The 26969-nt window shown below is 52.6% G+C and carries 24 protein-coding genes; 12 read left to right on the forward strand and 12 right to left on the reverse strand.

Annotated features, from left to right (window positions below; genetic code table 11):
- Positions 1-405 precede the first annotated feature (405 nt).
- From ACR0NA_RS18560 to ACR0NA_RS18570, 3 genes are read right to left on the reverse strand one after another with little or no spacing between them, the layout of a single operon-like run.
- Positions 406-1464 carry an adenylate/guanylate cyclase domain-containing protein gene (locus ACR0NA_RS18560; protein WP_480731500.1) on the reverse strand — a complete coding sequence of 353 codons (1059 nt, stop codon included), beginning with the start codon at positions 1462-1464 and terminating at the stop codon, positions 406-408.
- A complete protein-coding gene (locus ACR0NA_RS18565; protein ID WP_480731502.1) occupies positions 1461-1850 on the reverse strand; it encodes a DUF1987 domain-containing protein in 390 nt (129 codons plus the stop codon). Before ACR0NA_RS18565 ends, ACR0NA_RS18560 begins: the two co-directional genes overlap by 4 nt.
- A 10-nt stretch (positions 1851-1860) precedes the next feature.
- Positions 1861-2415, reverse strand: a complete 555-nt coding sequence (locus ACR0NA_RS18570; protein WP_480731505.1) for a SiaB family protein kinase — start codon at positions 2413-2415, stop codon at positions 1861-1863.
- Positions 2416-2535: 120 nt separating this feature from the next.
- Between ACR0NA_RS18570 and ACR0NA_RS18575 the strand changes: the two genes are divergently transcribed.
- The 3 genes from ACR0NA_RS18575 (at position 2536) to ACR0NA_RS18585 (ending at position 5670) form a co-directional block, all read left to right on the forward strand.
- Positions 2536-2913: a hypothetical protein gene (locus ACR0NA_RS18575; RefSeq protein ID WP_480731507.1), complete on the forward strand. Its 378-nt coding sequence runs from the start codon at positions 2536-2538 to the stop codon at positions 2911-2913.
- A gap of 25 nt (positions 2914-2938) precedes the next feature.
- Positions 2939-4405: a SpoIIE family protein phosphatase gene (locus tag ACR0NA_RS18580; protein WP_480731509.1), complete on the forward strand. Its 1467-nt coding sequence runs from the start codon at positions 2939-2941 to the stop codon at positions 4403-4405.
- Positions 4406-4809: 404 nt separating this feature from the next.
- Positions 4810-5670: an ankyrin repeat domain-containing protein gene (locus tag ACR0NA_RS18585; protein WP_480731511.1), complete on the forward strand. Its 861-nt coding sequence runs from the start codon at positions 4810-4812 to the stop codon at positions 5668-5670.
- A gap of 117 nt (positions 5671-5787) precedes the next feature.
- On the opposite strand, the gene ACR0NA_RS18590 is transcribed toward ACR0NA_RS18585, so the two are convergent.
- Entirely contained in the window at positions 5788-6669 is an 882-nt protein-coding gene (locus ACR0NA_RS18590) for a LysR family transcriptional regulator (RefSeq protein ID WP_480731513.1), read from the reverse strand.
- A 91-nt stretch (positions 6670-6760) separates the two neighbouring features.
- Between ACR0NA_RS18590 and ACR0NA_RS18595 the strand changes: the two genes are divergently transcribed.
- A complete protein-coding gene (locus ACR0NA_RS18595; protein ID WP_480731515.1) occupies positions 6761-7633 on the forward strand; it encodes a DMT family transporter in 873 nt (290 codons plus the stop codon).
- A 341-nt stretch (positions 7634-7974) separates the two neighbouring features.
- On the opposite strand, the gene ACR0NA_RS18600 is transcribed toward ACR0NA_RS18595, so the two are convergent.
- From ACR0NA_RS18600 to ACR0NA_RS18615, 4 genes are all read right to left on the reverse strand, one after another.
- Positions 7975-8964, reverse strand: a complete 990-nt coding sequence (locus tag ACR0NA_RS18600; RefSeq protein ID WP_480731517.1) for a HupE/UreJ family protein — start codon at positions 8962-8964, stop codon at positions 7975-7977.
- A complete protein-coding gene (locus tag ACR0NA_RS18605; RefSeq protein ID WP_480731519.1) occupies positions 8961-9791 on the reverse strand; it encodes a peptidyl-prolyl cis-trans isomerase in 831 nt (276 codons plus the stop codon). Before ACR0NA_RS18605 ends, ACR0NA_RS18600 begins: the two co-directional genes overlap by 4 nt.
- A gap of 160 nt (positions 9792-9951) precedes the next feature.
- Positions 9952-11874, reverse strand: a complete 1923-nt coding sequence (locus ACR0NA_RS18610) for a DUF3604 domain-containing protein (RefSeq protein ID WP_480731521.1) — start codon at positions 11872-11874, stop codon at positions 9952-9954.
- A 542-nt stretch (positions 11875-12416) separates the two neighbouring features.
- The gene (locus ACR0NA_RS18615; protein ID WP_480731524.1) at positions 12417-13109 is read right to left on the reverse strand and encodes a hypothetical protein; all 693 of its coding nucleotides are present in this window, start codon (positions 13107-13109) and stop codon (positions 12417-12419) included.
- 371 nt (positions 13110-13480) lie between these two features.
- Here ACR0NA_RS18615 and ACR0NA_RS18620 point away from each other — a divergent pair, with 371 nt between their 5' ends.
- Together ACR0NA_RS18620 and ACR0NA_RS18625 are read left to right on the forward strand one after the other, a co-directional pair.
- Positions 13481-15040 (forward strand): acetolactate synthase large subunit, encoded by a 1560-nt coding sequence (locus tag ACR0NA_RS18620; RefSeq protein ID WP_480731526.1) that lies wholly within the window; start codon positions 13481-13483, stop codon positions 15038-15040.
- A gap of 36 nt (positions 15041-15076) precedes the next feature.
- Positions 15077-15718 carry an alpha/beta hydrolase family protein gene (locus tag ACR0NA_RS18625; protein ID WP_480731528.1) on the forward strand — a complete coding sequence of 214 codons (642 nt, stop codon included), beginning with the start codon at positions 15077-15079 and terminating at the stop codon, positions 15716-15718.
- Between the two features lie 193 nt (positions 15719-15911).
- On the opposite strand, the gene ACR0NA_RS18630 is transcribed toward ACR0NA_RS18625, so the two are convergent.
- The 3 genes from ACR0NA_RS18630 to ACR0NA_RS18640 all read right to left on the reverse strand — a co-directional run bounded on the left by ACR0NA_RS18630 (position 15912) and on the right by ACR0NA_RS18640 (position 18789).
- Complete coding sequence (locus ACR0NA_RS18630) at positions 15912-16130, reverse strand: DUF1622 domain-containing protein (protein ID WP_480731757.1); 219 nt, start codon at positions 16128-16130, stop codon at positions 15912-15914.
- Positions 16131-16270: 140 nt separating this feature from the next.
- The gene (locus ACR0NA_RS18635) at positions 16271-17725 is read right to left on the reverse strand and encodes a GntP family permease (protein WP_480731530.1); all 1455 of its coding nucleotides are present in this window, start codon (positions 17723-17725) and stop codon (positions 16271-16273) included.
- Positions 17722-18789 (reverse strand): patatin-like phospholipase family protein, encoded by a 1068-nt coding sequence (locus ACR0NA_RS18640; RefSeq protein WP_480731533.1) that lies wholly within the window; start codon positions 18787-18789, stop codon positions 17722-17724. The genes ACR0NA_RS18635 and ACR0NA_RS18640 overlap by 4 nt, the downstream gene beginning before the upstream one ends.
- Before the next feature lie 29 nt (positions 18790-18818).
- On the opposite strand from ACR0NA_RS18640, the gene ACR0NA_RS18645 reads away from it, so the two are divergent.
- Positions 18819-19076: a hypothetical protein gene (locus ACR0NA_RS18645; RefSeq protein ID WP_480731535.1), complete on the forward strand. Its 258-nt coding sequence runs from the start codon at positions 18819-18821 to the stop codon at positions 19074-19076.
- A gap of 278 nt (positions 19077-19354) precedes the next feature.
- Positions 19355-21037 (forward strand): tetratricopeptide repeat protein, encoded by a 1683-nt coding sequence (locus ACR0NA_RS18650; protein ID WP_480731537.1) that lies wholly within the window; start codon positions 19355-19357, stop codon positions 21035-21037.
- A 276-nt stretch (positions 21038-21313) separates the two neighbouring features.
- On the opposite strand, the gene ACR0NA_RS18655 is transcribed toward ACR0NA_RS18650, so the two are convergent.
- Positions 21314-22210 carry a sulfotransferase domain-containing protein gene (locus tag ACR0NA_RS18655; protein ID WP_480731539.1) on the reverse strand — a complete coding sequence of 299 codons (897 nt, stop codon included), beginning with the start codon at positions 22208-22210 and terminating at the stop codon, positions 21314-21316.
- A 635-nt stretch (positions 22211-22845) separates the two neighbouring features.
- Between ACR0NA_RS18655 and ACR0NA_RS18660 the strand changes: the two genes are divergently transcribed.
- The 4 genes from ACR0NA_RS18660 to ACR0NA_RS18675 all read left to right on the forward strand — a co-directional run bounded on the left by ACR0NA_RS18660 (position 22846) and on the right by ACR0NA_RS18675 (position 26967).
- A complete protein-coding gene (locus ACR0NA_RS18660; protein ID WP_480731541.1) occupies positions 22846-23892 on the forward strand; it encodes a pyridoxal-phosphate dependent enzyme in 1047 nt (348 codons plus the stop codon).
- Positions 23889-25034 (forward strand): M24 family metallopeptidase, encoded by a 1146-nt coding sequence (locus tag ACR0NA_RS18665; protein WP_480731543.1) that lies wholly within the window; start codon positions 23889-23891, stop codon positions 25032-25034. The genes ACR0NA_RS18660 and ACR0NA_RS18665 overlap by 4 nt, the downstream gene beginning before the upstream one ends.
- Positions 25035-25069: 35 nt before the next feature.
- Positions 25070-25756: a maleate cis-trans isomerase family protein gene (locus ACR0NA_RS18670; protein ID WP_480731545.1), complete on the forward strand. Its 687-nt coding sequence runs from the start codon at positions 25070-25072 to the stop codon at positions 25754-25756.
- Positions 25757-25866: 110 nt separating this feature from the next.
- A complete protein-coding gene (locus tag ACR0NA_RS18675) occupies positions 25867-26967 on the forward strand; it encodes an ABC transporter ATP-binding protein (RefSeq protein ID WP_480731547.1) in 1101 nt (366 codons plus the stop codon).
- Positions 26968-26969: the final 2 nt, after the last annotated feature.

Below are 26969 nucleotides of genomic sequence, written 5' to 3' on the forward strand. Positions count from 1 at the left end.
AACCGCCGGCCCCGGAAACCATCGTTCAAATGGACCAAAGGCCAGTCATACACTAACAATCAAATTGGACCACACAAGTGGGGCTGATCACTCCCTATTGTGAACTGTCGAATGTCAGCGGTGAGCCCGAAGCAAACACTAAATTGACTTTAGCCTGTTACTCTGCGGCGAACGACCAAACTGAGTTCAATCAGCGATTTTAGATTATCCGTGCCGCGCACTTCCCCGAGTTGAAGCCAAGCACTCGGGAGTTTCCGTACTACCAAATGGCTGATTAGAAGTTTTTTTTGAGAAAGCTCTCAAAAGGCTAACGTACAGCGGCAAAAAATATTCTGTGTACGTGGGGTTCGAAGCGTTGTCACCGGTGCAACGTTTAAGCCTATCGACTCACATCGCACTCAAATCTCAGGTATCGTAGTTTCGGATTGATGCTAGCGCTGATTTTAGTATTTCCGCGCTCTCGGCGCGCTCGTCAGACGTCATGGAGTTTGGATCGAAAACCAACTGAAAGTTCGGCTTCTGGAACGTAAACCTATCAGGGCGTGATTTCGCTCCCATTTGACCCAGGACACGATACGCAATGACAGGTTGAGTTACCCCCTTAACCCGGATAGATCCGACCTCCTCGGTTTCTATTTCCTCGTTGACGTGAGCCCAGGTCTCGTAAGAGATATAAATCTCTCCTTCGTTGGCATGGTGCTCGAGCCTTGAGGCGATGTTCACAGCCCCACCAATAATGGTGTAGTCCATACGGTCTTCACTTCCAAAGTTTCCCACCGTACAGAAGCCTGTGTTGATACCAATCCGACATTGCAACTGTTGCCGTATTCCTTGCTGCCTCCACTCAGCTCGCAGTTCGGCCAGCCTGTCTCGCATTGCAATTGCCATTCTCACGCACGCTAAGGCATCTTCCCGCACCCCATTGGTTTCTGGATCGCCAAAGAAGACGAGGATCGCGTCACCGATGAATTTATCTATCGTCGCGCCGTGGACCAGAGCTACCTGTGCCATTTCGGTCAGGTAACTGTTCAGAAGTTGCGTTAAGTCCTCCGATTCCATCTGATCTGTAAGCTCTGTGAACCCAGCTACGTCCGAGAAAAACACTGTCAGTTTCTTCCGCTGACTGTCGAGCTTAACTTCCTGCCGACCGGAAAAGATCGAATTGTAGACTTGTGGCGACAGGTACTTTGAGAGCTTTCCTGACAACGCCTCAAGTTCTTGGTTCTTGCGGGTAACTTCCTCGGTAGCGATGCGTTGATTGTCGGCCAGCGCATTCAGTTCCCGCTCGTTACGATCGCTCAATCGCATCATTCGGCGCGTGGTTCGAAGCAGTTTTCTGTATTCTTCAATGAGGTTTCTAATTGAGTTGCGCGTCTCTTCATTCGGGAATTGCCCGCTGCTCAAAGTTGCTTCCGCGACTTCTAAAGCCTTCTTCTCCCGGACAAAAAGATCGTCGATGGTCATCGAACCGACAACTTCTTCAGCGTGAATTTTGCGTGCTTCAGATCTTCACCAAACTCTTCGCCAAGCTCTTCCATGGTCTCGTCTTCGGGATCATGAAACCAACAAACTTCTACGTTTTTTCCAGCCTCTGCGGCGGAATCCAAAAGCTCCATAAGCATCATGATCGCCTTAGCACTGGAGGAGTTGAAATAAATGAGTTCGAAATCAAAGCGACAGTTACGACTTGGGTCATCTGACAACCACTGTTTCAGAGCATCAAACAACGGGTTGAAGAAGGTCGTAACGTCCTCTGGATAAGACTCTCCAATCAGCCTAAGGTGACCGGCATCAAAATCAAACGCCACCGTCGGAGTACGATTTGTTGCCGGGATTTCAATATTTTGCATTGGTCCCCTCTTAAACCGTGGCTTTGAGTGCGAAGAATGCGTGGTTATCGTCAACTCGCATAAAGTCGAACTCGATTGGTTTTGACGCTCGGCGCGCTATTTCGATTAAGCCGATGCCTGCGCTGTTGCCGACAGCGTCAGCTTCGGATCGAAGTTGGTCCTTGTACGCGGCCTTGAGTTCATCTCGGCTCATATCACGCAGTTCTGAAAGTCGGCTTCGCATGTTGTCGACGTCGTTTAAAAGGATCAGATTCCCAGCATGAACGACATAGTTGCCAGCTTCGTTTCCGATGGTCAGGATGCCGTAGCTTATGTCCAGCACCTTAGCCTCACCGTCAGCAGGCAACCGTTCAACCGAATATCTGATGATATTCTGCATTTGCTCTACAAACACTGCGAATACGCTGCGAAGAGTTTTGGTGTCCGCATCTTCTGACACCAACTTCTGCTTCAATGCATCGCCAACACCACTGAGAATACCCTCGGTTACATACCCGCTGTAGGCAAAAACAACGCCTTGTCTGCGCAAGTTGGCGCGTAGTTCGTAGACTTCACTTGCAAGCATTTGTTCCCCTTGATCATGCTTGGGTAGCACCAAGTTAAATCCAGACCCTAATATCATAAGATACACATTTATGCATTTTTAGTGTATCAATTGTGCAGATTTATTAGTGGGGAGGTTAGCATGATTAGGCTATTTTGTGTGGTCGCCGTGATACTATTGTCCGGTCCGGCTACAGCAGCCGACATTCCGACTGAGGTTAAGGCAAAGCTTCAGTCCGCCATGATTGCGCATGTCGATGGCGTCATGGTCGACGGTGCTTACACCTATCTGGACACAACCACCAACGCGTTTGAAACCGTTTACCCTGCAAACGTTCATCCAATGGTTATTCCTGCGGGAAATGACTATTTCGTCTGCTCTGAAATGATAACTGAAGGCGGCGACACGGTGACCGCAGACTTCCTGGTGCGTGAAGTTTCCGGGGACTACAAGGTTGTACAGATGATTGTAAACAATCGAGGTGCTCTTCAGGCCGCGATGAAGAACATCGGGAACTAGATGCCAAACACTGTAGAGGCGTTTAGTGCGTAAACTCAGGAACTTCTTAAAGCGCCGAATTTTTCTAAAGCATATTCTGGCGACCCTCCTGATTGGGGGCGTTTTGAATGCTATTGTGCTTCTTTTTTACTATGAATTCAAAAGGCAAGCTCAAACGGATCAGGTTGCCGCGGAAATGGCAACAATTGCCAGTCGTATCGCGCGCCCGTTGGCTGAATTGGTTGAAGCAGGGAATCTCACCCAAGCGAAGAGCCTGCTGGCTGTCTATTCGGGTTTTCCTTACGTGATCTGCGCCGAGCAGAAGTTAGAACAAAGCTCTAAAACATTGGCTTCCTGGCCCGCCTTAGGATGCGACAGGATAAAAAAATCGGGTTTGGATATCGTCGTTTCCGTTCCGACGGCTGCTGGGCCGACTACGATGTTGGCGCGAATTGATCAGGAGATACTGAACAATGAGTTACAGACAGAAGTGGGAGTTGTGGTCCTTCTGGGAATTCTCGGAGGATTCGCGCTGATCTTAGCAGGCGCTGCTGCATTCTTATGGCTTATCAACAGACCTCTCAGCCAAATGTTGAAAGCCATTGAAAGGTTCGAGCTATACGATGACCCGCAGATGGTCCCGTACCAGTCGGAAGATGAGATTGGTAAGGTTGTTCAAAGCTATAACTCTATGCTGGACAGGGAGGTCGAACGCGTAAATGCAATTCGTGAAGCTCACGACCAGATCGTCGATAGTGTAAACTATGCCACGCGAATTCAGCACGGTTTGTTACCTACGACAAGTCTGTGCAAGGCGGCCTTTGCAGATTTCGCGGTTAAATGGGAGCCTCGCGATCTAGTTGGTGGGGACATTTACTGGGTCAGATCAGAAGACCGAATTTCGACGCTCGCCGTAATTGACTGTACTGGACACGGCGTTCCCGGAGGCTTCATGACCATGCTGGCAATCGCAACTCTCGAGCGGCTTTACTTTGAAAACCACGCGCTCAGCCCCGCCTCCGCATTATCGAAGCTGAGCGACTTAACCCGCGCACTCCTAAATCAGGACAGTAAATACGCGACTTCTAATGACGGCATGGATGCCGCTATTTGCCAAATCGATTCAAGCAAAGGGATAGCTAAGTTTGCAGGAGCACGTATGTCTTTGTTGGTTAAATCGGCGGCCGGTGTCGATCGAATCCGGGGTGACAGACTGAGCATTGGGTATGTGGACACCCCAGAAGAACCAGAGTTCGTGGAGCACAAAATCCAGTTGGATAAAGCCACGGACTTGGTTGTCTCCACTGATGGTCTGATCGACCAATTGGGTGGCAAAAAGCGTTTAGCCTTCGGCATTCAAAGACTAGCGGCGGTAGTTGAGCAAGATAATTGGTCAAACTCGGATGAGCTTTTGCAGGCGATCGACGCTGCCTTCAATGACTATATGAAGAATGAAGAACGCATGGACGATTTGACGGTGATTGCTTTTCGCCCTTTTCGTCAAATGGACTGAGTCGTTTTTCTTGCGACACACCGACGGCCGCAAGATTACCGTCACAACAAGCGGGAACATTTCCAACAATCGGGTTGTTTGGTTTTGGGACGGGTAAGGAATAAGGGGATTTGGCCGCTGAGTAGACGTGCAATAAACTTCGGGCCGCTGAGGTGCAGCTTACAGCGGATTTGTCCGAATAGCGGACGTCCCTCCCTATTGTGAACTTTCGAATGTCTGCGGTGAGCCCAAAGCGGACCTAGCATCGGGTCAATAGCGTAAGCAGATCTCGTTGTTATAACTAAGATATGACCCCAATCAGCGCTCTGCGGTGAAATATGGTAAGATCGACGGAGAACCTACTGTTCGAGGACCGTACGATGCTTCGATTCAGATTATTCAATTGGCTATTCTGTCCCCTTCTTATGGTTTTGCTGCCTTCGCAGATTGCTCGAGCTGACGACATATTGCAGGCAGCCAGAAAAGGAGACGTTGAGGCTTTGAAGGCTTCGCTCGCAGCCGAAGGAGGCGTTGATCCAGCCAGTTTGGAGCGGCCTTTGTTCTTCGCTGCTCAGTCCGGCCACACCGACGTTGTCGCAATCCTTCTCGAACATGGCGCAGATGCCAACACGACGCTCGACTTTGGTAGCCCTTTGCAAAAGGCTGCCCGTGGTAACTATGAAAAGATAGTTGAACTTTTACTGAAAGCGGGAGCGGACCCAAGCGCACAGGCGGGCGACAAGGACTATACGCCGCTTCATGATGCCGCCGAGAGGGGCGCATTGGACGCCGCCAAAATTCTTGTGGCTTATGGTGCAAACGTTAATGCCCGAGAGTTTTGGGGTGTGCCGCCAATCCATCTGGCCAAAAAGAAAGATAAAGCAGAGATGGTTTCGTTTCTCTCAGACAGCGGTGCACGACCAATCGAACCGCCGCCCATTTCGGAAACTGAGTTAGCGAACGCCGACTTGGAACTCGGGCGGATTTCCGCGATTGGTTGCACACAATGCCACATTATCGAAGAAGGAACCGCTCCAAGCGGAGCGCACAATCACGGGCCGTCACTCATTGGTGTGGTAGGACGCGCCAAAGCCGGAGTTGAAGGCTACAACTACTCCAACGCAATGGCTTCGCTATCCGGTGTTTGGAGCGTCTCAGAGCTCAATCAATTCATCGCCGATCCCGCAGGACGTGTTCCTGGGACAGAGATGGCTTTAATGCCGGAACTATCGGAAGCCGAAAGGGTCGCTTTGATTGCGTTCCTTAGTGGGCTTCGAGTGCAGTGAGCCAATGTAAATGACCAATGAAGGCTATCTGGCTGTGGTCCGGTCTGTCCGTGAGGCAGACGTTGGAGCAAGTTGCAACGAACGACCGCTATGCGGACAAAGCGGGCTTTCGCCGCACTAAAGCTCATGGCGGCTTTTGGCAATTTCTTGCAACCAGCGAACAAATCTGCGGGTTAGGTTTGTTTCGTGCTCTCCGACTTGCAAGGTGTAGCATCCAGCACTGAACTCGGAGCATTCAGGTAATGGTACAAGCCGCCCATCGGACAGTTCAGTCTCAACCATGAAAGTGGAAGAGAGTATCATCCCCAGCCCGGCGCAAGCCGCACGCAAGGCTGCATCGTCCGTGTCAAAGCGATCCGCGAACTTGAGATGTACATCGTGTACCCCCGATTTTTCCATCCACAGATGCCAATCCCAATTCCCTTTTGCGCATTGAATCGCCGGAATGGTAGACAAATCGCGTGGGTCTGCGAGTTTTGATAGCAAGACCGGTGAAAGATACGGACGGCACACATCATCGAATAGGTCGCTTACTCCGACCGGGCGTTCGCTCTCACGGTAATATCCGATTGTGATATCTGCACTGCCGGGCAGTTGGCGAGCACCATCAAAAAAGGTCTCGACTTCCACATTAGCGTCGGGGTTCTTCGCTTTGAAAAGATAGAGTTTCGGTATCAGCCATCTAACCGCGAATGACATGGACGCCCGGACACGGAGCACGTTTTTGTTGTGGATGACATCAGCAAGAGAGGCATGGATCAATTGCAATCCCGGCATGGCTTTCTGCGCCAAACGGGTACCAGCATCCGTCAACTCGATAGCATTATTGCTCCGGACAAAAAGCTGAGTTCCCAAAGACTGCTCAAGCGACTTTATCTGATGACTGACTGCCCCCGGTGTCACCAAAAGCTCTTCAGCAGCTAGCTTGATACTCATATGCCGGGATGTGATCAGGAAAACGCGCAGAGCGTTCAAGGAAATTGAACTTGGAAGCTGCATCAAAATCTCTCATTCAGATATAGAATAACTAGTTTGAGTCCAATGTGAAACTGTCTTTAGAAGTAACTAATCTCTTCCAAAAAGGTTCTACATGTCGTCGCCCAATAAGTATGCCGAAGCGATCCTCTGGGTTCTTCTCAGCACCGCTTTGTTCACAGTGATTTTCGCGGCAGCTAAGTTTGCCGACGGGGCAATTGGAACGTTTCAGATCCTGTTTTTGAGATACATTGGCAGTTTTGTGACCGTGTCCTGGCTCGTGGTGCGCTCAGGTTCATTCAATCAGTACAAAAGCAATGTGCCGTTCCAGCATTTCTTGCGCACGGTTTTTGGATGTTCGGCTGCGGCAGCCATCACTTGGGCAACCGCTCATATGCCCGTGGCAGACGCATCGGCCATCGGTATCCTCTACGGCGTCATAACCGTGGTGCTTGGTGTCCTGTTCCTTAAAGAACATGTTGGAATGCGCCACTGGCTGGCCATAGTAATTTCACTTGCCGGAGCAGGGCTAATCATGGCCGTACAAGGCGCATTCCAAAGCCACATCGCAGGTCTCCCAGCCTTTGTTGCTCTTCTCAGTGCATTGTTTATGGCCTCTGAAGGGTTGTTGATCCGAACCCTGAGCCAGACCGAAAGCGCACTGTCTATGATGCTCTATGTCTCCGGCTTTGGCATCCTTCTCCTATCTGTCCCGGCTATGCTGGAGTGGCGCAACATCAGTGCAACGCTCGTCGTCGGTTGCGTTGCGCTCGGGCCACTGTCAGTCGCTGCGCAGTATTGTACAATCAGGGGATACCGGATCGCACCGCTATCGGTTGTGGGACCGGTTGATTATTCATGGCTGATTTTTGCATTGATCTTGGGTTTCGTAGTTTTTGGTGAGCATCCCAGTATCGGGGCTATCGCAGGTGGCATTCTGATCATCTCAGGCGGCTTATTGCTGTCCAATACTCGCGCACAGCAATGAAATTAGATGCTCAGAGCTTTTTCTCCTGTGAGGGCCGTGAAAAAGCAAACATTCGAAAGTTCGCAATAGGGAGGGACGTCCGCTATGCGGACTAACCGGCCCGTCGTCTGTTTGGTTTCAATAATTGCTCGCAACCCAAAGCGGACATGACCGTTTCGCAGGTTGGGCAGGAAACGCCGAAGACTGCGCATGCAGACAAACATTGAGAATGCTACGAATTGGGCTTTCGTGCGCGGGCGTGTTCAACGCAGATTCATCTGCACGCGGTTGAATTTCGCCCTTTGCAAGCAAGTTGCCCTTTGGGCTGCCCGCCATCTCAACCGACACAGAGTCATAGCGTTTCAAAATCCACTTATGCGTTCCATCAGCCAGTACATCGATACCGATCCGATACCATAGGCCGTGACCACTGTTGTTGCTTGACTAATGGGAAGTGCAATCATTCGCCAGATTGCTAGCAGCAGAGCCAATGACCCGACAAAACTCAGTTGTCCGGCCTCGACGCCAAGGTTGAAGGCAAGCAGGGCCGCAGGAATATCGTTTGATGGCAGTCCAATGTCTGCCAAAGCACCTGCAAAACCAAGGCCATGCAGAAGCCCAAACCCGAAACAGACGATCCAGGGTTTCTGTTTTGAAAGTCGGAAACGCCCTTCACCGCTCTTTACAATCTCCATCGCCAGAAAAACGATAGAAAGCGCGATGACGGCCTCGACAGGTGGACCGGGAACATTCAGAACGCCGAGCGTAGCCAATGCCAGTGTTATCGAATGCGCAAGCGTGAATGCTGTAACTGCTCCCACCAGCCTCCAGGGATCGCGCACCAGAATAAACAGCGCGAAGACAAACAGCAGGTGGTCCCAACCTTCCAGTATGTGTTCAAATCCCAACTGAAAATAAGTGACAAAGACAGACCAAGTTGTCTGATTAGAAGGTATGTTCTGGACAGCTGTCTCTGGCGTGAACCGAAGAGTCGTGGGCTCAGCCTGCAGGGGCTGCACACGAACCAATACATCGTTTTTTTGGACCTCCAGACCTTCAATTTCGATGGGTTGTCCCGCAATATCTGCGCTGCACTCGACAACCCATGTAGAAACCCACGCTCTGCCATCGGAGATGGGATCAGGGCCCCGCGTTGGGGTGCAGCCATTCGGCGACACCACGTCAATCGCCATCGGTTGACCATTCACATCGGGTTTTCGCCAATGAACGCTCCAGGTTTCTGAAGTGATTTGGCGAATTTCCAGATATCCCGGATCAAGCGCATGCGCTGAGGCGTTTCCTGCGACCCACACAATCAACAGCGCACACAGAAGGCCGAATACAGCTTTCATTGGGTTTGACCTGAGAGATCAGGCAATATGAACTCATAATTGTCGGCAAGAATTTCATATTGCGCTTGCGCCAAATCCTCACTCATCGTGCGACGCCAATCCCGCAGCACCGCATCATGAATTTCTGACAGCGGAGGTATTTGACTAGGTTCGGTGGCCAGCACCTGAACAAGATGGATCCCATAACCCGACTGGATCGGGCCGGCCCACTGACCTGTTTCCAGCGTTGTAAGACCATTGGAAAATCCAGCTCCAAAGACCGAGTCTATTACTCTGGTCGCGCTCAAAGGCATAGATGCGGGCAGCAGTGTCGAGCCGCCCAGATCGGAAACATCTTCTCCCGAGCGCAGCATGGCCAATACCCTCTCGACTTCAGCCTTGCTTGGCTCTTCACCAGCAAAGACCTGAATGAAGGCCAGTTTGCTGGGCGTTGCGTAGCGTTCCGAGTTTTGTTGAAGAAACGCCTCCAGGTCTTCGTCTTCCGGAACAACTGAAGTGGCGATCGCCTCGGTAAGGAAATCCATTTTTTGACTGAGACGAGACCGGATTATGGTGTCTCCGCGATCGAGGCCAAGCTTTCTTGCCTCTCTGACCAGAACCTCTTCGCGAATGGTTGCATCGATCAAAGATTGTAGCTCGGCATCGCTAGGTCGACGTTTCCAGCGTGCCTCAAACTGATCGGACAAAAGCGTGACATCGTTTTCGTCGATTTTAATCGTCCCGAACTCTTCGACAGTCTCGGTTTTTGGCGCAACGATTTGGAAGTAAATGAAAATAGCTGCTCCAATCAGGAAGAAATGGAACAGGGGTTCTTTCAGTAGTCGCATGATGGCTCCTGCGTGAAACGCGTTCCGGTTTTACACATCGATGCTGTCATCAGTCGGTTGCGCATTGCAAGAAGATCAATGCTTTGCATGATTCAGAAGTTTGGTGAATGGACCGAGGTATTGGCATCTACCTCGGTCATTAATGCCGCACACTGCAGAGTTATTCAGCCGGTGTGTACCAGATCGGGGAAGAATACGCGCGTTCCTGATGTGTAAGTACCGCGTCTTCGGGCAATTCGGCACCAAATCTCAGTTTGTCGTAAAGAATCCAACGCGGTGTTGGAATCTCGATTGCACGTACATAGTAAAATGCGCGCGCATCTGGATCGAATTCAGGATCAGACCAAACGGTTACAAGTTCGGCAGTACCAATCGTGTTGGTCCAGCTCGCGGTTTCACCATCTACAGTGTTTCCAACGGCGGGGATCTTGCCGTTTTGGTCAGCAACACGGTTGTCCGACCACGCCACATCGTAAACCTTTTCCTGCAAGGCACCTTCAGAATCCAGCCATCCCTTTACCACTTGCACGCGATCCAGATTGGCACCAACCGGGTCGCGTAGTGCAGCGATCAGGAATGCGGGCGCACCTTCACCTTCGCGAGGTCGCAGATCCGAACCCATTGGAACACCTTTGGTATAGCCCACATCAGCAAGGAAGCGCGTTTCAACATCCTCGTCACTGAAATCCCAACCGCCAAAGAACCGCAGACCGATCCGAGGTCCGGTGGTTGCATAGGTTTCGCGCCGCTTGAAAGCATCGAAGATTGCAGCGCGTGTATTGTCGGTCGCCCAAACAGCCGTGTATCCCGACGCGACAAGAAGATCGCCCGGAATTTCGCCAAGATCATTGGCGATGAAAGGATGCTTTATCCTCGTGGCTGAAGGCTCAACACTGACGGATTTTCCAAAGAAGTTGTCTTCTTCGGCAGTTGCCAGAGACGTATGGCTATCCGTCGCGCCGCCCATGCCAAACTTATATGGATTTACGCCGAACTTTTCTTCCAACAACAAGCCACGCTTCAAGGCTTCTCGGGCGTATTCACCAGCCAACATGTCATCGGTCTTCAGCTCGGTTATGTCGAGATTGCCAACGTCCCAGTTTTCGTAATCGGCAAACTCATCATCCGGGCTTAAGAATGGGTGCGCTTCTCCGTCGCCCTTGATCTGGGTAACTTCGTAGTGGGGCTCCCATTTCGCGCGGGCAGCCACGTATTCCTCGTCGACCTTGCCGCCGTGATAGGTGTCTTCGGTTGGGAACATCCATCCGTTCGACAGGTTCCCGTTATGAGCAAAGGCAACCGCGCGCCCACCCGTTTTCTCTTGATATTCTTCAAGCCATGCATAGAGCGCCTTTGGATCGGTATCACCAAAGGGTGGTTGCGTGACCGGAGGCACCATCTGAAGCGCCCTGATTGGCCCATCCCGCAACATAACGTTCCGATGCAGATTGAATCCCTTCGGCACAGAGGTCCACTCGAACCCGATGAACGCTGTGAAATTGCCAGGGTCGTTATGTTCTTCCGCAGCCAAAACGATTTGCTCCCATGTAAAGGCAAAAGCGTCGGCACCTGGGCTGTAAGACTCCAGAAGGATTTCTGGGAGGGTCATTTGCGAAAAATTGGTAATGATATCGAACGCCGCTTTGCCGGCCTCTTCGCCGCCTGCTTTGTACCCTTCGTACCATTCCAAACCTTTCGGATCAGCAAGAATGCCTGGGTTGCCAGCTTGAAGGTCCGGTGCAAATCCCATCAGATCGGTGTGATCCGTGAGAACCATCCAGTCCAGAGGTCGGGCCAGCCTCACAGGTTGACCCGTTGATGAAATGACCTGCTCACCTTTTGCGAAGCGCCAAGCTTCGTCCGGCAACAAAGTATTCCCAAAAGCACCCGCGTCCAGCGAAAGCCCGGTGTGAAGATGCGAGTCCCCCCATAGCGGACGCTCAGGGAAAGTGCGCTCGGCATACGGGGAATACGGTTGATCTGAGAATAAGCCTTCGGCCGCTTCTTCGCTAGGAACAGCGTCGGCAAAAACAGCTGTTGATGCCAGTACCAGTGAAATAAAGTATACAAGAGTACGAAGCATTTTTGACCTCCAAATCAAGACTGCTCAGTGGCGCTGGCAATTTACATCGCTAAAAATTTTACATTCGCATTTCTCTATATCATATCAAGTTTCCATTTTGTGGAAATATTCAGCTCATGGCTTTGTACTGACGTCGCAAGTAGGAAATTCGATTGAAGAAGCCCTTCCGACAATGGCTTAAAAATTCATAACTTCGATTACCGGAATCAAGATCGAGAACGGAGGCTTTGGATAAACTGCGATGCAGCATTGTATGAATTTAGGAATGTCCCGCGCGGGTCGTGTATGCATCCTCGGAAAGTTAGCTAGCTGCGAACAACGTCATCTACGGCTATCGCGGTATCGGTCACTTTGGGCTCGATCCCGTCGCTCTCTAAATCGCGACGAATGTCTGTTTTGCGGACAAAGGAGACGCCATGTGCAGTTCGAACCAATTACCCCATCAAGCAACTAATACGCGAAGATTAGGCCTATAGATTCGCGCTTAGGCCTAGCCCTTCTGTCTTTCAAAGGATAAGCGCAGTACGCCTTTTCCTAGACCTTTAAAGGTCTCCTTCAGACAGAATGATGCTTGGCGGTTTTTGGATTGTGTGAAAGGGGCGCTCATTACCGTATCGAAATTCTGCAAAATTGGTTTCTGCCATTTTTCTGTGTCCAAGCCGTTCCAGTACAACGTGCTGAGTTGCGGCGGATGACAGTTCTCCAATTACCAGCTTAAACCCTCTACTTCGGGCTAAACCATGGGCTGCGGTCCGCATCTGCTTGTAGATGCCTCCACCGCCTGCTTCTTTCGAGACTGCTGCCATATCAACTAGAATGGCATCCGTGACAGAGATCAGCCGCTTACGCTGGTATTGGCGGCATAGATCTCTGGTTAGGGCAGACAAAGGTGCGAACCTTGGAGATGGGTTAGCTTTTTCGACAAGTTGGTTAGAAAAGTCCGTTACGATAAGGCAACCAACAAGTTCACATGAGTGATTGTCTATCGCTGCGATAGACAGGCCTTCACTCACCATCATTTCGAAGGGGTGGCGAAGGTGTTCCCGGTACTCATTCAAACCAATCTTCAAAGCGCGATGGAGAGTGCTAGCTTCGGTAAAAACTTGTGTCGCTAGGTTGAATGCGTCATCCAGACGGGCTGCGTCGAGCAAGCTTATTTCAACCGCCATGATAACCCCTTTAGCATAATGGCTCCTACAAAGAAGAATTTGTAGCTTGGGGTCAATGATCATCACTCACACGGGCGGAGCACGAGGATTTGAAAGGATACGTCAGTCGCTCGAAGTATGGCAGTTAGGTGGTTTCGGCAAATCTCCTGCCGCGTTGGCTTTGTAGGCACCCGCTCTGCGAATGATTTCGGGGCTGATTTTGAAATACTTCAATGGCGATCGTCTTTTCATGAGTAGAAGCTTAGAAAGCCCCCTGCCCGCCTCAACCCAAGTTCTGCTGACAAGACTCGCCCATGGTTTCTTGCAGCCCGACTTCGGCCGTACGATCCATTGCGTGCCACAAGGCCGAGATTGAGAGGATAAAAATGTTTAGAAAGAAAGCCTTTTCGTGCGAGCATTGTAATCAAATGACCGCTTGAAATCAGGTTATGGAAAAAATGAACGGCGCTCAATCACTCGTAAAAACCCTTTTGAACAATGGCGTGGATACAGTCTTCGCAAATCCGGGCACCTCAGAAATGCACTTTGTCGCTGCCTTGGATGAACACCCGGAGATGAATTGCATTCTTTGCCTGTTCGAAGGAGGAACGACGGGTGCGGCGGATGGGTATTTTCGCATGAAACGTGATGTTGCGGGCACGCTGCTGCATCTTGCACCAGGCTTTGGCAACGCATTTGCCAATCTGCACAATGCCCGAAAAGCAGGGTCCGGGATCGTTAACATCGTGGGCGATCATGCAACGCACCATCTGCGCTACGAAAGCCCCTTGAAGGGAGACATCCTCGGTATCAGCCAAGCGGTCAGTCATTGGACGCGCGTATCAACCAATGCCACCGACGTAGCTACGGATGGAGCAGCAGGGGTCCAAGCAGCCCGCGCGCAAAACGGCCAAATCGCGACCCTTGTCCTACCTGCCGACACAGCTTGGAATGAAGCGAACGCAACGGCAAGCCGTTTGGACACCAAAGAAAACCTCCATCGACCTTCAATAGGCGACATAGAGGCCGCTGCAGCCCGTCTTGTGACGCCGAATGCCGCGCTGATGATTGGCGGGTCAGCCCTGTTTGGACCGCAGCGTGAAATGGCTGGAAAAATCTCCGCCGCGACGGGGTGCCGATTGTTGGCCGATACTCTGATACCGCGCATTTCCAAAGGCGCAGGAACAGCAAAGCTAGACCAACTGGTCTATCCAATATCACCCAAGATCGCTCAGCTTGAAGCAACATCTTCGATAACTCTGCTCGGCACAGATAGGCCAGTCGCCTTTTTTGCCTATCCCGGGAAACCGAGCGTGCCCGAACCTTCGTATTGCCCCATTAGGGACTTATGTACGCCCACAGATGATATCGAGTGGACGCTGCAAGCGCTCGCCGACGCTGTCGGGGTCACAAGCAAAACGGTGGCAGAAACCCATCCGCTCGATCTGCCGGACATTCCCAGCGGGCAGTTAACCCTCAAAAAAGTTGGTTTGGCGTTGGCCGCGCTGATCCCGGAAAACGCGATCATCTGCAATGAATCCGTGACGTCCGGGCTTCACGTCATTCCTCCGACAGCCACCGCTCGCCCGCATGATCTGCTCGCTGGCACCGGCGGCGCGATTGGGCTGTGTTTGCCTTGCGCAACAGGTGCGGCCACCGCCTGCCCGGACCGAAAAGTCATCGCCCTGACTGGGGATGGTTCGGCCATGTACACGCTACAATCACTGTGGACCATGGCGCGGGAAGATCTCGACGTCACGGTGATCGTATTTGCAAACCGCGGTTATCAGATTCTGCGCGATGAACTTACAAACGTCGGCGTAGCGAGCTATGGTCAGAATGCTCAGGCTATGTTTGACGTGGAGAACCCGACACTAGACTGGGTATCTCTGGCGAAAGGCCACGGTGTTCCTGGGACACGTGCAAATGACATGGACAGCTTTGCAAAGGCGCTTTCCGCCGGTCTCTTCAGCGACGGGCCATCTCTGATCGAAGTTGTGTGTCCCCCGCCAGCATGAGTATTCTGACGCAGAACCTGAAGAGCAGATGAAACTATGCCCACCGACTTCATTGAACTCGGCCCCAAAACAGCAAGTGCAACTATTCTGCTTGCCCATGGCGCAGGTGCCCCGATGGATGCCCCTGGCATGACGATGATTGCAGAAGCGCTGGCTGCGCAAAACCTCAGGATCGTTCGATTTGAATTCGCCTACATGGCGCAGCGCCGAACCGAAGGCAGCCGAAAACCCCCTCCCCGCGCAGACAAACTGAATTCTGAATATCTCTCTGCAATCGAAGAGCTCAAAGTTGATGGCCGGCTGATCATTGGTGGAAAGTCAATGGGTGGGCGCGTGGCCAGTATGATTGCGGATGAGCTATTTGAAGCGGAACGCGCCACTGGTTTGCTATGTGTGGGCTATCCGTTCCACCCGATCGGCAAACCCGAGAAGCTGCGCACCGAGCATCTGCAAAACCTACGAACGCCAACCCTGATTTGTCAGGGAACCCGGGACCAGTTTGGCACGAAGGCTGAAGTCGGGTCGTACAATCTATCGTCTGCAATCCAAATTGAATGGCTCGAAGATGGAGATCATGACCTAAAGCCACGCAAACGGGTTTCAGGGTATTCCCACGCTGATCACATGAACGCGATGGGCGCAGCGGTTTCGGCTTGGATTGACAGGATAAACTTGTAGGGCTGCTGTTTGGCGCCACCTGCTCCGGGATTGCCGTGTTTACAGGGTTTAAAACGGCCCTGCAGACAGCAACGCGAATTTAGTACAAGGGCGCAAAAGCGCATGCAGCATTCCTCGGCATTGCGAACACTGCATCCGCGGCGTGTCTAGGTCCGGTGTGCGGACAAAGCTGTCATTTAGTTATTTTGTTTGGCTAATTGCCGCTTGACGAAAGGCGACTGGTTTCCCGATCGGGAAAATATGCGAGCAGAATCCTTATAAGAACGATCGCGCCAAATACACCAAGATCTTGGAGAGACCGATGGGCGATGCTGTGCAATAGGTCCGAGACAAACTTAAGCGCAAGCAAAATCAGTTGGCCGAGGTTGGCCCCTAATTTTAAGAAAATGGCCTTTCGCTCAGCATCATCGATTCATGATTTGACGCATTGGGCGAGCAGGAAGCTAAGACCGCCTACTAGGAGGACGATAACGCCTGCGTCGAAAGTGCCAGCGACTAGCTTTGCTGTATTTTCGATCATTGTCATGATTGCGACAATCACCTTGTGAGGCTTCAAAACCCACCGAGGAAAGTCCCAAGCAGGATGATCGCGATCAATGCAACCATCGGTATCAGAACAGCGACTACGAATATATCACCATATGCTTCTCGATGAGTCAGTCCACAAATGCCGAGCACGGTGATTACCGCACCGTTGTGGGGCAAGGCGTCGAGAGCGCCCGAAGCGACAGATGTGACGCGATGCATGGCTTCCAACGAGGTATTGGTTGCGGCGGCAAGTTCGACAAATTGTGAACCTAGTGCGTCAAGAGCGATACTCATACCGCCAGAGGCAGAACCCGTGATCGCTGAGAGCGTCGTAACAGAAACTGCCACGGCAACAAGTGGATTGCCCTCACTCAACCCGAGCATGGCATTTGTGATCGCCTGAAAAACCGGAAGTGCCGCTATAACGGCGCCAAAACCCACGAGACTGGCTGTGTTGAAGATCGGCAATACGGCCGCATCAGCCCCCTTGTTGAGGCTTGTTTTAACGTTTGCCAGACGGGTCCAATTTGTTGCGAGCAGGAACACGATCGAAGTGGTAAGTGCGACAATGATTGACCAAACGCCACGTACGGCCTCAATGGTTGTCTGACCAAACAACGGTTCGGCAAGGTAACTGGTATCAAAACGCGGAACGGCCACCTGGATGAAGAGAAAGTTAACCAGGACCACAAGCACTACCGGAGTGATGGCCAGCGCGAAGCTTGGTTCACTCGTTTGACGCATATTGCTTGGTTCAATTTCGTTCAAGTCAAAGCCTTCGCCCTGGGATCGCGCGCGCATCTCACTGTCCAGTTCGGGAGGCACCTCATCGTGTTGTCCATATCCTTCACCGGCAGCTTCTGCACGGGACGCGCGGCGGTTGAGCCACGCCATTCCTAGGCCAGCCATGATGGCGGCTGCGATGATCCCGAGGCCCGGTGCGGCGAAGGCTGTGGTTCCGAAGAATGGCATCGGGATGGCGTTCTGGATCGCAGGGGTTCCAGGTAGAGCCGACATAGTGAAAGTGAACGCACCAAGCGCGAGCGCTCCGGGAATGAGCCGTTTGGGAATATCCGCGTCACGGAAGAGAGCGGCTGCGATCGGATAGATCGCGAATGCCACCACGAAGAGCGAGACCCCGCCGTAGGTTAGTACGCCACAGCACAAGACGACCGCCAGAATGGCTTTGTCAGCGCCAAGCTTTGCAATCACCCAATGTGCGATCGAACGCGCCGAGCCGCTGTCATCCATAAGTTTGCCGAAGATCGCGCCAAGAAAGAAAAGCGGAAAAAAAGAAATGATAAAGTCGCCTGTATTCGCCATAAAAATCTGCGTAAAGCTGGCCAGCAGCGGCAGTGCGCCCGTCAAAGCAGCTGCCAGTAAAGCGAGAAGCGGTGCCAATATCAGCAGCGTGACACCGCGGAACGCAAAGTACATGAGCAACAAGAGCGCGAGCAGAACGGAAACAATATCCATCATTTCTTTGGCTCCCGATTGGTGCCTTCAGCCAGATGCGCCGGCTGGAGGCTTTCTTCAAAAATCTCTCTAGGCCGCCATGTTGCAGTCTTTCCAACGTCTGGCCACTCTGAGTTCACCCACTCGTCAGCAGTTTTACGCCCGATTTCAAAAAGATGGTCCAGAAAGGCCATCTCGGCGTTCATCTTGCTGGACACGCCGAGGTTACACATGGCCCCAGATGCATGGATCCTGTGCAATCGCCCATCGCGGTATGCCGCGCGATCCAGATTGTCGTGTTCTATAATCTCCCAGAGGAACCCAAGAGAGCGTATTTCTTTCATCAAGCTGGCGTTGAATGTAATTTCGTTAAGGCGATTTTCGATCTCATAGGGCGTTTTGGGAATTTCCGCGCGTTCGAACGGATTAATTTGAACAATGACAATGTCTCGCGCCTCGGTCTCGTCCACCAAGGGGAAGAGCGGTGGATTACCCATGTAGCCGCCATCCCAGTACGCTTCTCCGTCGATTTCCACAGCTTTGAAGACATGTGGAAGGCAGGCCGACGCCATGACCGCATCTGCACTCAGATCGGGTTGGCGAAAGACTTTGGGGCGCCCGGTCCGCACATTTGTTGCGGACAGAAAGATGCGCGGCCCTTCTGCTGAATTAATGGCTTCAAAATCAAAACAGTCGCGCACAAGGTCCCGTAAGGGATTAATGTTAAGCGGATTGAACTGATACGGTGACGCCATTTGACGTGTAAACTGCGAAATGATGAAGCCGGGAGAATGCTCCAGGCTCCAATCGCCTCGCAACCTGTTCCACAGAGTTCGTTTGTATGGACTCGCCCTGCTGGCCCGACTCACCTGTGTCCAATAGTGCCTAAGCAAGTTGCGAGCACCCTCAGGCCCAGCTTGTGTTAGGCCCTGCGCTAGGGCGACGGCATTCATTGCCCCGGCACTGGTGCCAGAAATGCCCACTATTTCAATATCTTCAAGCTGTAGTAATCGATCCAGGACACCCCAAGTGAACGCGCCATGCGATCCACCGCCCTGAAGAGCGATATCAATTTTTTTCTTAGGCACAACCGAAGCTCCATGAGACTTTTTCGCAGATGCAACATAACTATGCCGCATTGCAGCAATTGCTTAAAGCAAAAGAAACGGATTGCTTTTTTTGTCGCATTTCAGTGCCCGCTTTAGGCTTTTTGCGGTCATTCGCTGAAGATGGCCGGAATAACTGCTTTGCGGACGAAAGCGACAATTCACTGCCGAGCAGCATCCCGGCTGTGGAATGTCCGAAACGCACAGAAAGCGGACTTTGCAAAGTTCATCGATCGGCCCTTATGCGACCTGAAACACATGGCGCTTGAGGTTGCCCTGTAATACTGTCTCAGATTGCTACGCTCAATCAGCTTTTGTTGTTCTCGGCCGAGAGGCAGTCCTTCCATGATGTCCCACCATTTTCAGAAATGGGCTTCGACTAGCAAATCAAGTTAAACCGGAGCGAGGTAGAAGTGAACTAAAGCCGAAGGCTGCGTGCACGCCAGACTATCCGTGAGTTCTTTGGTCGCCGATGGTAAAGATAGGTTGATGGTCCTGGCGTTTGAGCACGCGCCTGAATTGGCTTACACCACTAAGGAGAACCGTTTTGAAGCGCCAACTAGCTGCGATTTTATCGGCTGACGTGGTCGCCTCGACCAGGCTCATGAGCGAGGACGAAGAGGGTAGCCTACAGAGAATTCGCCGACTGCAAAGGGAGGTGATCGAGCCGGAGATCTCGTCGCAAGACGGGCGTGTCGTGAAGTACATGGGTGATGGAGTACTTGCAGAATTTCCATCTGTAGTAAATGCCGTCCAAGCCGCAACTGACATACTCGAAAACAACAAATCCCGAGAGCGAGATCAGCCAGAGGAGCGCCGCATCCGGCTACGGATTGGCATAAATCTTGGTGATATTATCGCCGAAGAAGGAGACATCTTCGGCGATGGCGTGAATGTCGCATCACGGTTAGAAGCACTTGCAGACCCGGATGGGTTGTGCATCTCCGGTTTCGCTTTCCAGGGGCTGGGTGCAAAATGGGCACACGAATTCGTAGACAGTGGACCTTACGAGGTTAAAAACATTAAGAATCCCGTTCGTGTCTACAGATGGCGTTCATCGCTGAACAATTCGGAAGGCGAACGTCGAGGGGACATAAAACCGACGATTTCAATTGCCCCGTTCAGTTCACCGCCAAATGACGATGCAATACACGGATTTGCCGCGGGTCTCGTAGAAGATATCGCAGTTGCAATAGGGACTGTCGAGCAACTCGTTGTTGTCGACGAGACCAAAGCGGTGGAACCACCAAGATACCGGCTGAGCGGAAATGTTCGAATTCTGGCGGAACGACTACGGATTCAAGCAAAACTCGTGGATCAATTTTCCGGCATTCAGGTTTGGGCGCAAAGATTCGACAGAAAAGCAGAGAAATATTTCGATCTACAGGATGAACTGGCGCAGACCATTGTTATCAGCGTCCACACCAAATTGGGGGCGGGCAGCTATACCAACAGATGGCAACTCGGCACAAACAATTTCGAAGCTTGGCGATTGAGCGCCCAGGCTTTCAACATTTTCCAAAGGTATTCGCCAGATGCCATGGATCAGTGCATTGAAATTTGGAATGAAGCATTCCAGCACGACCCCGAATTCCCGACGCCTAGGATTGCCCGATCCTATTGCCGCGCTCGAAAGGCATTGTGGTCTACTCCGGAAGAGGCGCAGGAGTTACTTCACGCGGCAGAAGAAGACTTTGAAACCGCGCGAAATTTGACCGATGAGACAGATAGCCGACCCAATTCCCTTTTACGCGCCATTCGGATCGCACGTGGCGATCACGAGGGCGCAGTTGAAGCAGCTCGGCAGGGGTTCTTGCGAGAGCCTGGAAACGCTGCAACCCGAGCAACATTGGCTTACGCATTGCTAATGGCAGGGCGACATGAGGAGGCGCTAGAAGAAATTCTCAAGAGTACCTCTGAAATCAAGAATTACCCCGGTTGGTTTTCGTCGATCAAAATCCTGAGCTATTTCTTCATTGGAGATGTCCAATCTGCTCGCGCAGAAGCCGAATATATTGTCCAAAAACAGCCTGACTTCTACCCAGGCAGGCCACTCCTGGTTGTTTGCCATGTTGAAAGCGAAGCGATGGAAGCGGCGCGAAGTGTTGCTAAAGAAATCAAGGCACGAGATAGTAAATTCTCTAGTGAAGTCTTTGCCAAGTCATTGGGGCTAAAACACGAAAACCGTCTTGACCGCATTCGATCCGCTTTGATGCGGGCGGGCCTGTGAATGGCGATTGGAGCATGGATATTCGCTATGTTGTGTTTTGCTACCAACCTTGCGTTCAAATCCGGAAACTTGATCACAACAATATAGCCAGTGCCTGACATCAGCGCCAACTCACCTGCGGTTGCTTGCTTCACCGCGGCTTTGCAAAACTAGGTTTTGAACATCCGCTTTGGGCTGAATCCGGTCCTTTGGAGCAATAATGCGGATAGCTGCAAAGTCCGCTGTGCTAACCATCGCAGGCAGAATAGCGAATGGCGGCTGGGAACCAAAATGACACTAAGGCTTGCGTCGATCACCCCAGTTCAGCCACGCTGCATCCTCCGGCGACAGGAGCGAAGCACAGAGGCTCGTGTAGCGATCAATATCCTCGCGCGTCAGACGGCCTTCCCACTTGTTTGACGTACCTGATGCGAAGAAGCTTGCTTGGTCGTGAAAGGGTGAGCTTTCATGAAACCGCATTTCACTGGCTTCAACGGCCTTGCGCATGCTGGCGAATGTATTGGCCTCTGCCAATTCATCTAAGGTCTGCGGTGACACAGAGATTTCTAGAATGTCTGCCAGACGCGCAATCTGTCCGTGCAGATCGCGGCTAAGATCAGCGTAGTGAAAGAAATGCACATTCCCTTTTGGTCGGCGCGCCTTGGCTTGCATATAGTGATGAACAATCGACGAGACAGTCAAATCGTCAGTGCCCGTATCGGTAAGTGGACTATCTAGGAAACGATCATACCCCGCTCGAACGTCCGGAGGGAACATTCCAATCAAGCCACTGTTGTCCTTCATGTTTTCAACGTGGCTACGAAATGAAAAATGCACATCCACTGGGTGTCGATAGACGACTAAATAGGTGGGTTCGGCTCCATAGGCGATCCCGTCCATTGGCGTATGAGTCTTGATACAGCGGCGGCGTTCAAGATTGGACTGGGAAGCAGCAATCGCCTTCCGGTCGCGGAACGCGGCATCCAACCATGGGGCGTCCTCTCTGTTGCCAGCTTCTGGAACCACACGGCCATGAATTAGCATCATCACTATGTTCAGCGTCCATGTAGTGCCACACTTGGGTGGTGTATTCACGATGATATCATTCGGACGTAAACTGAAATCATCCCAAATATCCGTGTTGGTTACAGGTCCGAGATAATCGCGAAGTTTTTCTGTCGGCACCGCTGTCATCCTGGCCTCTTAAGCTATAGTGTCGCAGAGTAGCTAACCATATAGGGCGCAACGTATGATAGCTATTTGTCGAGACCGGGACAGATATCCAAATTCAGACGCGCGAACCGTTGGTAGCAATATCCGGGCTGCAGACTTTGGTGGTTGGTGCTGCTGAGGTCCAGAAGCCGCCGTTCATGCAATATGCGGCATCGGTCAAGTTGGGCTCAAAGCAGTCGTATACTGCACTCTGCGTGAGTGTCTGCTATAGTGTTTTTTACCAACATTCTCTCATATGACACCGTGAGCCATACCTCGCTTGAAATCGAGCTTAGTGTGGTATGAACAGTGGTATAATTTACCTACAATTAAAATTATTGCATATTCAACAAGATCTTGCGGGCTTAGTTATACTGGCTTCGCCTCCGCCATTATCAAATGTTCGCAATGCGTCTGCCGCCCTTTTCTACTCCGGCTGGCCAAGCTGACTCAGGTGGTGCGTGCCCCTACTTTCCGCACAAATCGCCAGTCAAACATGCGACTTCTCCACCTGCAAACACGGGTCTTTCAATCGGCAGTCGAAAATGACAGGCTTTGCCATCATGAAGCGATCCCTGCCCAGCTAAGGTCAGGCAAAACCCGGAGGTTGGCGAGCCGTGCCAGTTATCAAGAACCCATATCGTGGGGGCGCCAAATTGGTGGCCGATGCCCCGTTTCCTTCGGTGGCTGCCGAACGTGTGGCTGCGCTTTTGGCGCAGTGTCCTGCAGCTCAGGAGACACCATTGGTCGAGGTTTCCGATTTAGGATCTGTGGCTGCGCTTTATGTCAAGGACGAACGGGGCCGCATGAACCTGGGGTCATTCAAGGCTCTGGGTGCGGCTTATGTGATCGCGCGGCACGCGGTCCAGGCACAAGGCGACACGCCGGGGCAGAACGCGCTAAGGGGCAAGACATATGTGACGGCTAGCGCGGGCAACCACGGAATGAGCGTCGCGGCAGGCGCGCGGGCTTTTGGTGCCGATGCAGTGGTTTTCATAGCCGAAACCGTACCCGAAAGCTTTGCCGCGCGGCTTCGGGAACAGGGTGCGCAGGTAGAGCGGCAGGGCAAGGATTATGCCGCATCGATGGAAGCAGCACAGAATGCGGCCGAACAGAACGGATGGATACTTTTGTCGGACAGTTCATGGGTCGGGTATACGGAACTGCCTCATATTCTGATGGAAGGGTATCTGCAGATGGCGGCCGAGGCTGTTCGCCAATGCCCCGAGGTTCCGACTCATGTCATGCTTCAGGCGGGTGTAGGAGGGCTGGCCGGTGCAGTCGCGGCCCATGTTCGGGAGGCTTGGGGCGATGGTCCGACGATTGTCGTCGTCGAACCCGAGGCGGCCCCTGCCCTTCAGGCCAGCATCAAGGCAGGGAAGTGCGTTTTTGCCGACGGACCGGTCAGCAACATGGGGCGTCTGGACTGCAAGGAACCTTCGCTGATCGCATTGAACGGATTGGCGCGGGATGCCGACCTGTTTCTGACGATCGGGGACGAGGCGGTTGCGGCCTGCCTGCCCGCGCTTGCCTCGGCGGGGTTGGCCACGACCGCATCAGGTGGAGCAGGCGTGGCTGCGGTGTTGACACCAGATACACGCACCGCAGTTGGTATCGACAGCACATCCCGTGTTTTGTGTTTCCTGTCCGAGGCTCCTGAATGAGGGGATTTGATACGTCGGAGTTTACCGCCCGTTGTGCGCGGGCGCAGGAACTGATGGCTGAAAACGGATTGTCGGCGCTTTTGCTGACGACCGAGCCGGAACTGCGGTATTTCACCGGCTACCTGACCCGCTTTTGGGAAAGCCCGACACGGCCCTGGTTTCTGATCCTGCCCGTTGATGGCCCGCCAGTTGCGGTGATCCCCTCCATCGGCGCAGCTCTGATGGGGCAAACGTGGATTGAAGATGTCCGAACCTGGACGTCGCCGGACCTGCAGGATGATGGTGTTACCCTGCTTGCCGACACGCTTGTCGAACTCACGCCCCTTTCCGCAAGAATCGGCATTCCTGATGGTCACGAAACTCATTTGCGGATGCCTCTGGCTGACCTCGGACGTTTGAAGGGGCTGATTGGCAGCCGTCAGATATCCGGTGATCACGGTATTCTGCGTAGGCTCCGTATGGTTAAATCCGCAGCCGAGATCGCAAAGATCGAGAAGGCTTGTGAAATCTCCGGCCGGGCATTTGCCCGGGTACCTGAAATTGCCCGTGCAGGCGCGCCGCTGGATGAAGTTTATCGCCGCTTCCAAATGCTCTGCCTCGACGAAGGCGCAGATTGGGTTTCCTACCTTGCTGGAGGAGCTGGCCAGTCCGGATATGGCGATGTGATTTCTCCGGCTACAGAAACTCCGCTGGCGCCCGGTGATGTGCTGATGCTGGATACAGGTCTGGTCTGGGATGGGTACTTTTGCGATTACGACCGCAACTGGTCCGTCGGGCCGCCGAACTCAGCGGTTCGGTCAGCGCATCAACGACTTATCGAAGCATCTGATGCTGCCTTTGATATTGCGCGGCCGGGCGCAACCGCAGCAGACCTTTTTCATGCCATGAACAAGGTTCTGGCTGACGGCGGCGGTGATACAGATGCAGGTCGCCTTGGGCATGGGCTGGGGATGTCCCTGACTGAATGGCCATCTCTTATCCCTTCGGACAATACGGTTCTTGAGCCGGGTATGGTGCTGACACTTGAGCCCGGGATCACTGTTGGTGACAAGATCATGGTACATGAGGAAAACATCATAATTACCCAGGGTTCGCCACGATTCCTAAGCCCGAAAGCACGGCCGGAGATCATCGAAATATGAAAATATTCCCTCATACACTCGAACCGGCAAACGCCATGCCACCGCCAATGGGGTTAATCGTCCTGCAGGCCGATCAGACGATCGAACCCGAGTTTCGGCGAGTATTCTCGGATCATCCCGCACCGCTTCACGTGTCGCGCATTCCAAGCTCTGCCGAGGTCACACACAGCACTCTTGCCGCAATGGAAGATGACCTGACGGCCGCCGCATCGCTGTTGCCGGATGCAGCCCCCTACCCTGTGGTTGGATATGGCTGCACCTCCGCAAGCTCGGTCATTGGGTCTGAAAGAATTGAGGCGTTGGTTCAAAAAGGCTGCAACGCGAAGGTCGTAACGAATCCGCTGCGCGCCGCACTCGCCTGCGCCGCTGATCTGGGTATCTCCCGGCTGGCGTTGCTGTCGCCGTATATCGAGGAAGTCAATGAGCCTTTGAGGCAAGCCTTCGCCAAAGGCGGCCTGTCAACCGAAGTGTTCGGCAGTTTCGGCGAATCGGAAGAGGCCAAGGTCGTTCGGATATCCCTGAGTTCCGTGATCACCGCGGCCCAGAAACTTGGAGAAGACCCAAAAGTTGAAGGGGTTTTCATCAGTTGCACGAACTTGCGAACACTTGATGCGATTCCAAAAGTTCAGGACCTGATTGGCAAACCGGTTCTGTCCAGCAATCAATCGCTTGGTTGGCACATGAAAAAGCTTGCCGCAGAACATTCTCACAACCTTTTGTAATAATTATTTATTTTTGAGTTGCCTAATGCGTTCTCATTGTTCTCTAATGGGCGATGTCAAATGCGATGGCGGGATCAACCTGCCACAGGAACATTAGACGGGGAGATCACGTGGCCGATACGGCAAACGACAATGCGTTCGTTAGATTCGAACGCGTACAGAAATCATACGATGGTGAAACTCTGGTGGTGAAGGACCTGAACCTGTCCTTACCAAGAGGAGAGTTTCTGACAATGCTTGGCCCTTCGGGGTCCGGAAAAACAACCTGTCTGATGATGCTTGCGGGTTTCGAAACCGCCACTCACGGGGAAATTCTGCTGGACGGGCAACCGATCAACAACATCCCGCCACACAAACGTGGCATCGGGATGGTGTTCCAGAACTATGCACTGTTCCCGCATATGACAGTTGCCGAGAACCTCTCGTTTCCGCTGGAGGTTCGGAAAATCGGCAAGTCCGATCGTGAAGACAAGGTCAAACGCGCATTGGATATGGTTCAGATGGGTGAGTTCGGCGGAAGACGCCCGGCGCAGCTTTCAGGTGGCCAGCAACAGCGGATTGCCTTGGCTCGTGCGTTGGTTTTTGAACCCGAGCTCGTGCTGATGGACGAGCCTTTGGGCGCTCTGGACAAGCAGTTGCGCGAGCATATGCAGTTCGAGATTACGCGTCTGGCGCATAACCTGGGCATCACGACTGTTTATGTGACGCACGACCAGACCGAAGCCCTTACCATGTCAGACAGGGTTGCCGTGTTCGACGATGGGCGCATTCAGCAGATCGCCCCACCTGACCAGCTGTATGAAGAGCCCGAAAACAGTTTCGTCGCGCAGTTCATCGGCGAGAACAACACGCTGACCGGAACCGTCAGTTCCATTGATGGGGACAGGTGCGTCATCCAGCTGGATGATGGCGAAGAGATCGATGCCAAACCGGTCAACGTGTCGTCGGTCGGCGAACGAACCAAGGTTTCGATCCGCCCGGAGCGTGTGGAATTCAACAAGGACAGGCTGCACGCCGACGCGCACATGCTGAAGGCCGAGGTCAAGGAATTCATCTATATGGGTGATATCTTCCGTTTCCGTCTTTCTGTGGCCGGAAATGATGACTTCATCGTGAAGACACGAAATGCACCGGATGCGGTTAGACTCAAAGAAGGCCAGATCATCGAAATTGGCTGGCTGCCGCAGGATTGTCGGGCGCTGGACGCCTGACG

The organism is Ruegeria sp. C11 (assembly GCF_056537725.1).

Excerpts from the sequence above, each read along its gene's own strand:
- ACR0NA_RS18645 (WP_480731535.1), top strand. The coding sequence starts at position 18,819 with ATGCAACATAACTATGCCGCATTGCAGCAATTGCTTAAAGCAAAAGAA.
- ACR0NA_RS18590 (WP_480731513.1), bottom strand. The coding sequence starts at position 6,669 with ATGCAGCTTCCAAGTTCAATTTCCTTGAACGCTCTGCGCGTTTTCCTG.
- ACR0NA_RS18620 (WP_480731526.1), top strand. The coding sequence starts at position 13,481 with ATGAACGGCGCTCAATCACTCGTAAAAACCCTTTTGAACAATGGCGTG.
- ACR0NA_RS18665 (WP_480731543.1), top strand. The coding sequence starts at position 23,889 with ATGAGGGGATTTGATACGTCGGAGTTTACCGCCCGTTGTGCGCGGGCG.
- ACR0NA_RS18570 (WP_480731505.1), bottom strand. The coding sequence starts at position 2,415 with ATGCTTGCAAGTGAAGTCTACGAACTACGCGCCAACTTGCGCAGACAA.
- ACR0NA_RS18655 (WP_480731539.1), bottom strand. The coding sequence starts at position 22,210 with ATGACAGCGGTGCCGACAGAAAAACTTCGCGATTATCTCGGACCTGTA.
- ACR0NA_RS18610 (WP_480731521.1), bottom strand. The coding sequence starts at position 11,874 with ATGCTTCGTACTCTTGTATACTTTATTTCACTGGTACTGGCATCAACA.
- ACR0NA_RS18585 (WP_480731511.1), top strand. The coding sequence starts at position 4,810 with ATGGTTTTGCTGCCTTCGCAGATTGCTCGAGCTGACGACATATTGCAG.
- ACR0NA_RS18575 (WP_480731507.1), top strand. The coding sequence starts at position 2,536 with ATGATTAGGCTATTTTGTGTGGTCGCCGTGATACTATTGTCCGGTCCG.
- ACR0NA_RS18560 (WP_480731500.1), bottom strand. The coding sequence starts at position 1,464 with ATGACCATCGACGATCTTTTTGTCCGGGAGAAGAAGGCTTTAGAAGTC.
- ACR0NA_RS18605 (WP_480731519.1), bottom strand. The coding sequence starts at position 9,791 with ATGCGACTACTGAAAGAACCCCTGTTCCATTTCTTCCTGATTGGAGCA.
- ACR0NA_RS18625 (WP_480731528.1), top strand. The coding sequence starts at position 15,077 with ATGCCCACCGACTTCATTGAACTCGGCCCCAAAACAGCAAGTGCAACT.
- ACR0NA_RS18635 (WP_480731530.1), bottom strand. The coding sequence starts at position 17,725 with ATGATGGATATTGTTTCCGTTCTGCTCGCGCTCTTGTTGCTCATGTAC.
- ACR0NA_RS18595 (WP_480731515.1), top strand. The coding sequence starts at position 6,761 with ATGTCGTCGCCCAATAAGTATGCCGAAGCGATCCTCTGGGTTCTTCTC.
- ACR0NA_RS18600 (WP_480731517.1), bottom strand. The coding sequence starts at position 8,964 with ATGAAAGCTGTATTCGGCCTTCTGTGTGCGCTGTTGATTGTGTGGGTC.
- ACR0NA_RS18670 (WP_480731545.1), top strand. The coding sequence starts at position 25,070 with ATGCCACCGCCAATGGGGTTAATCGTCCTGCAGGCCGATCAGACGATC.
- ACR0NA_RS18565 (WP_480731502.1), bottom strand. The coding sequence starts at position 1,850 with ATGCAAAATATTGAAATCCCGGCAACAAATCGTACTCCGACGGTGGCG.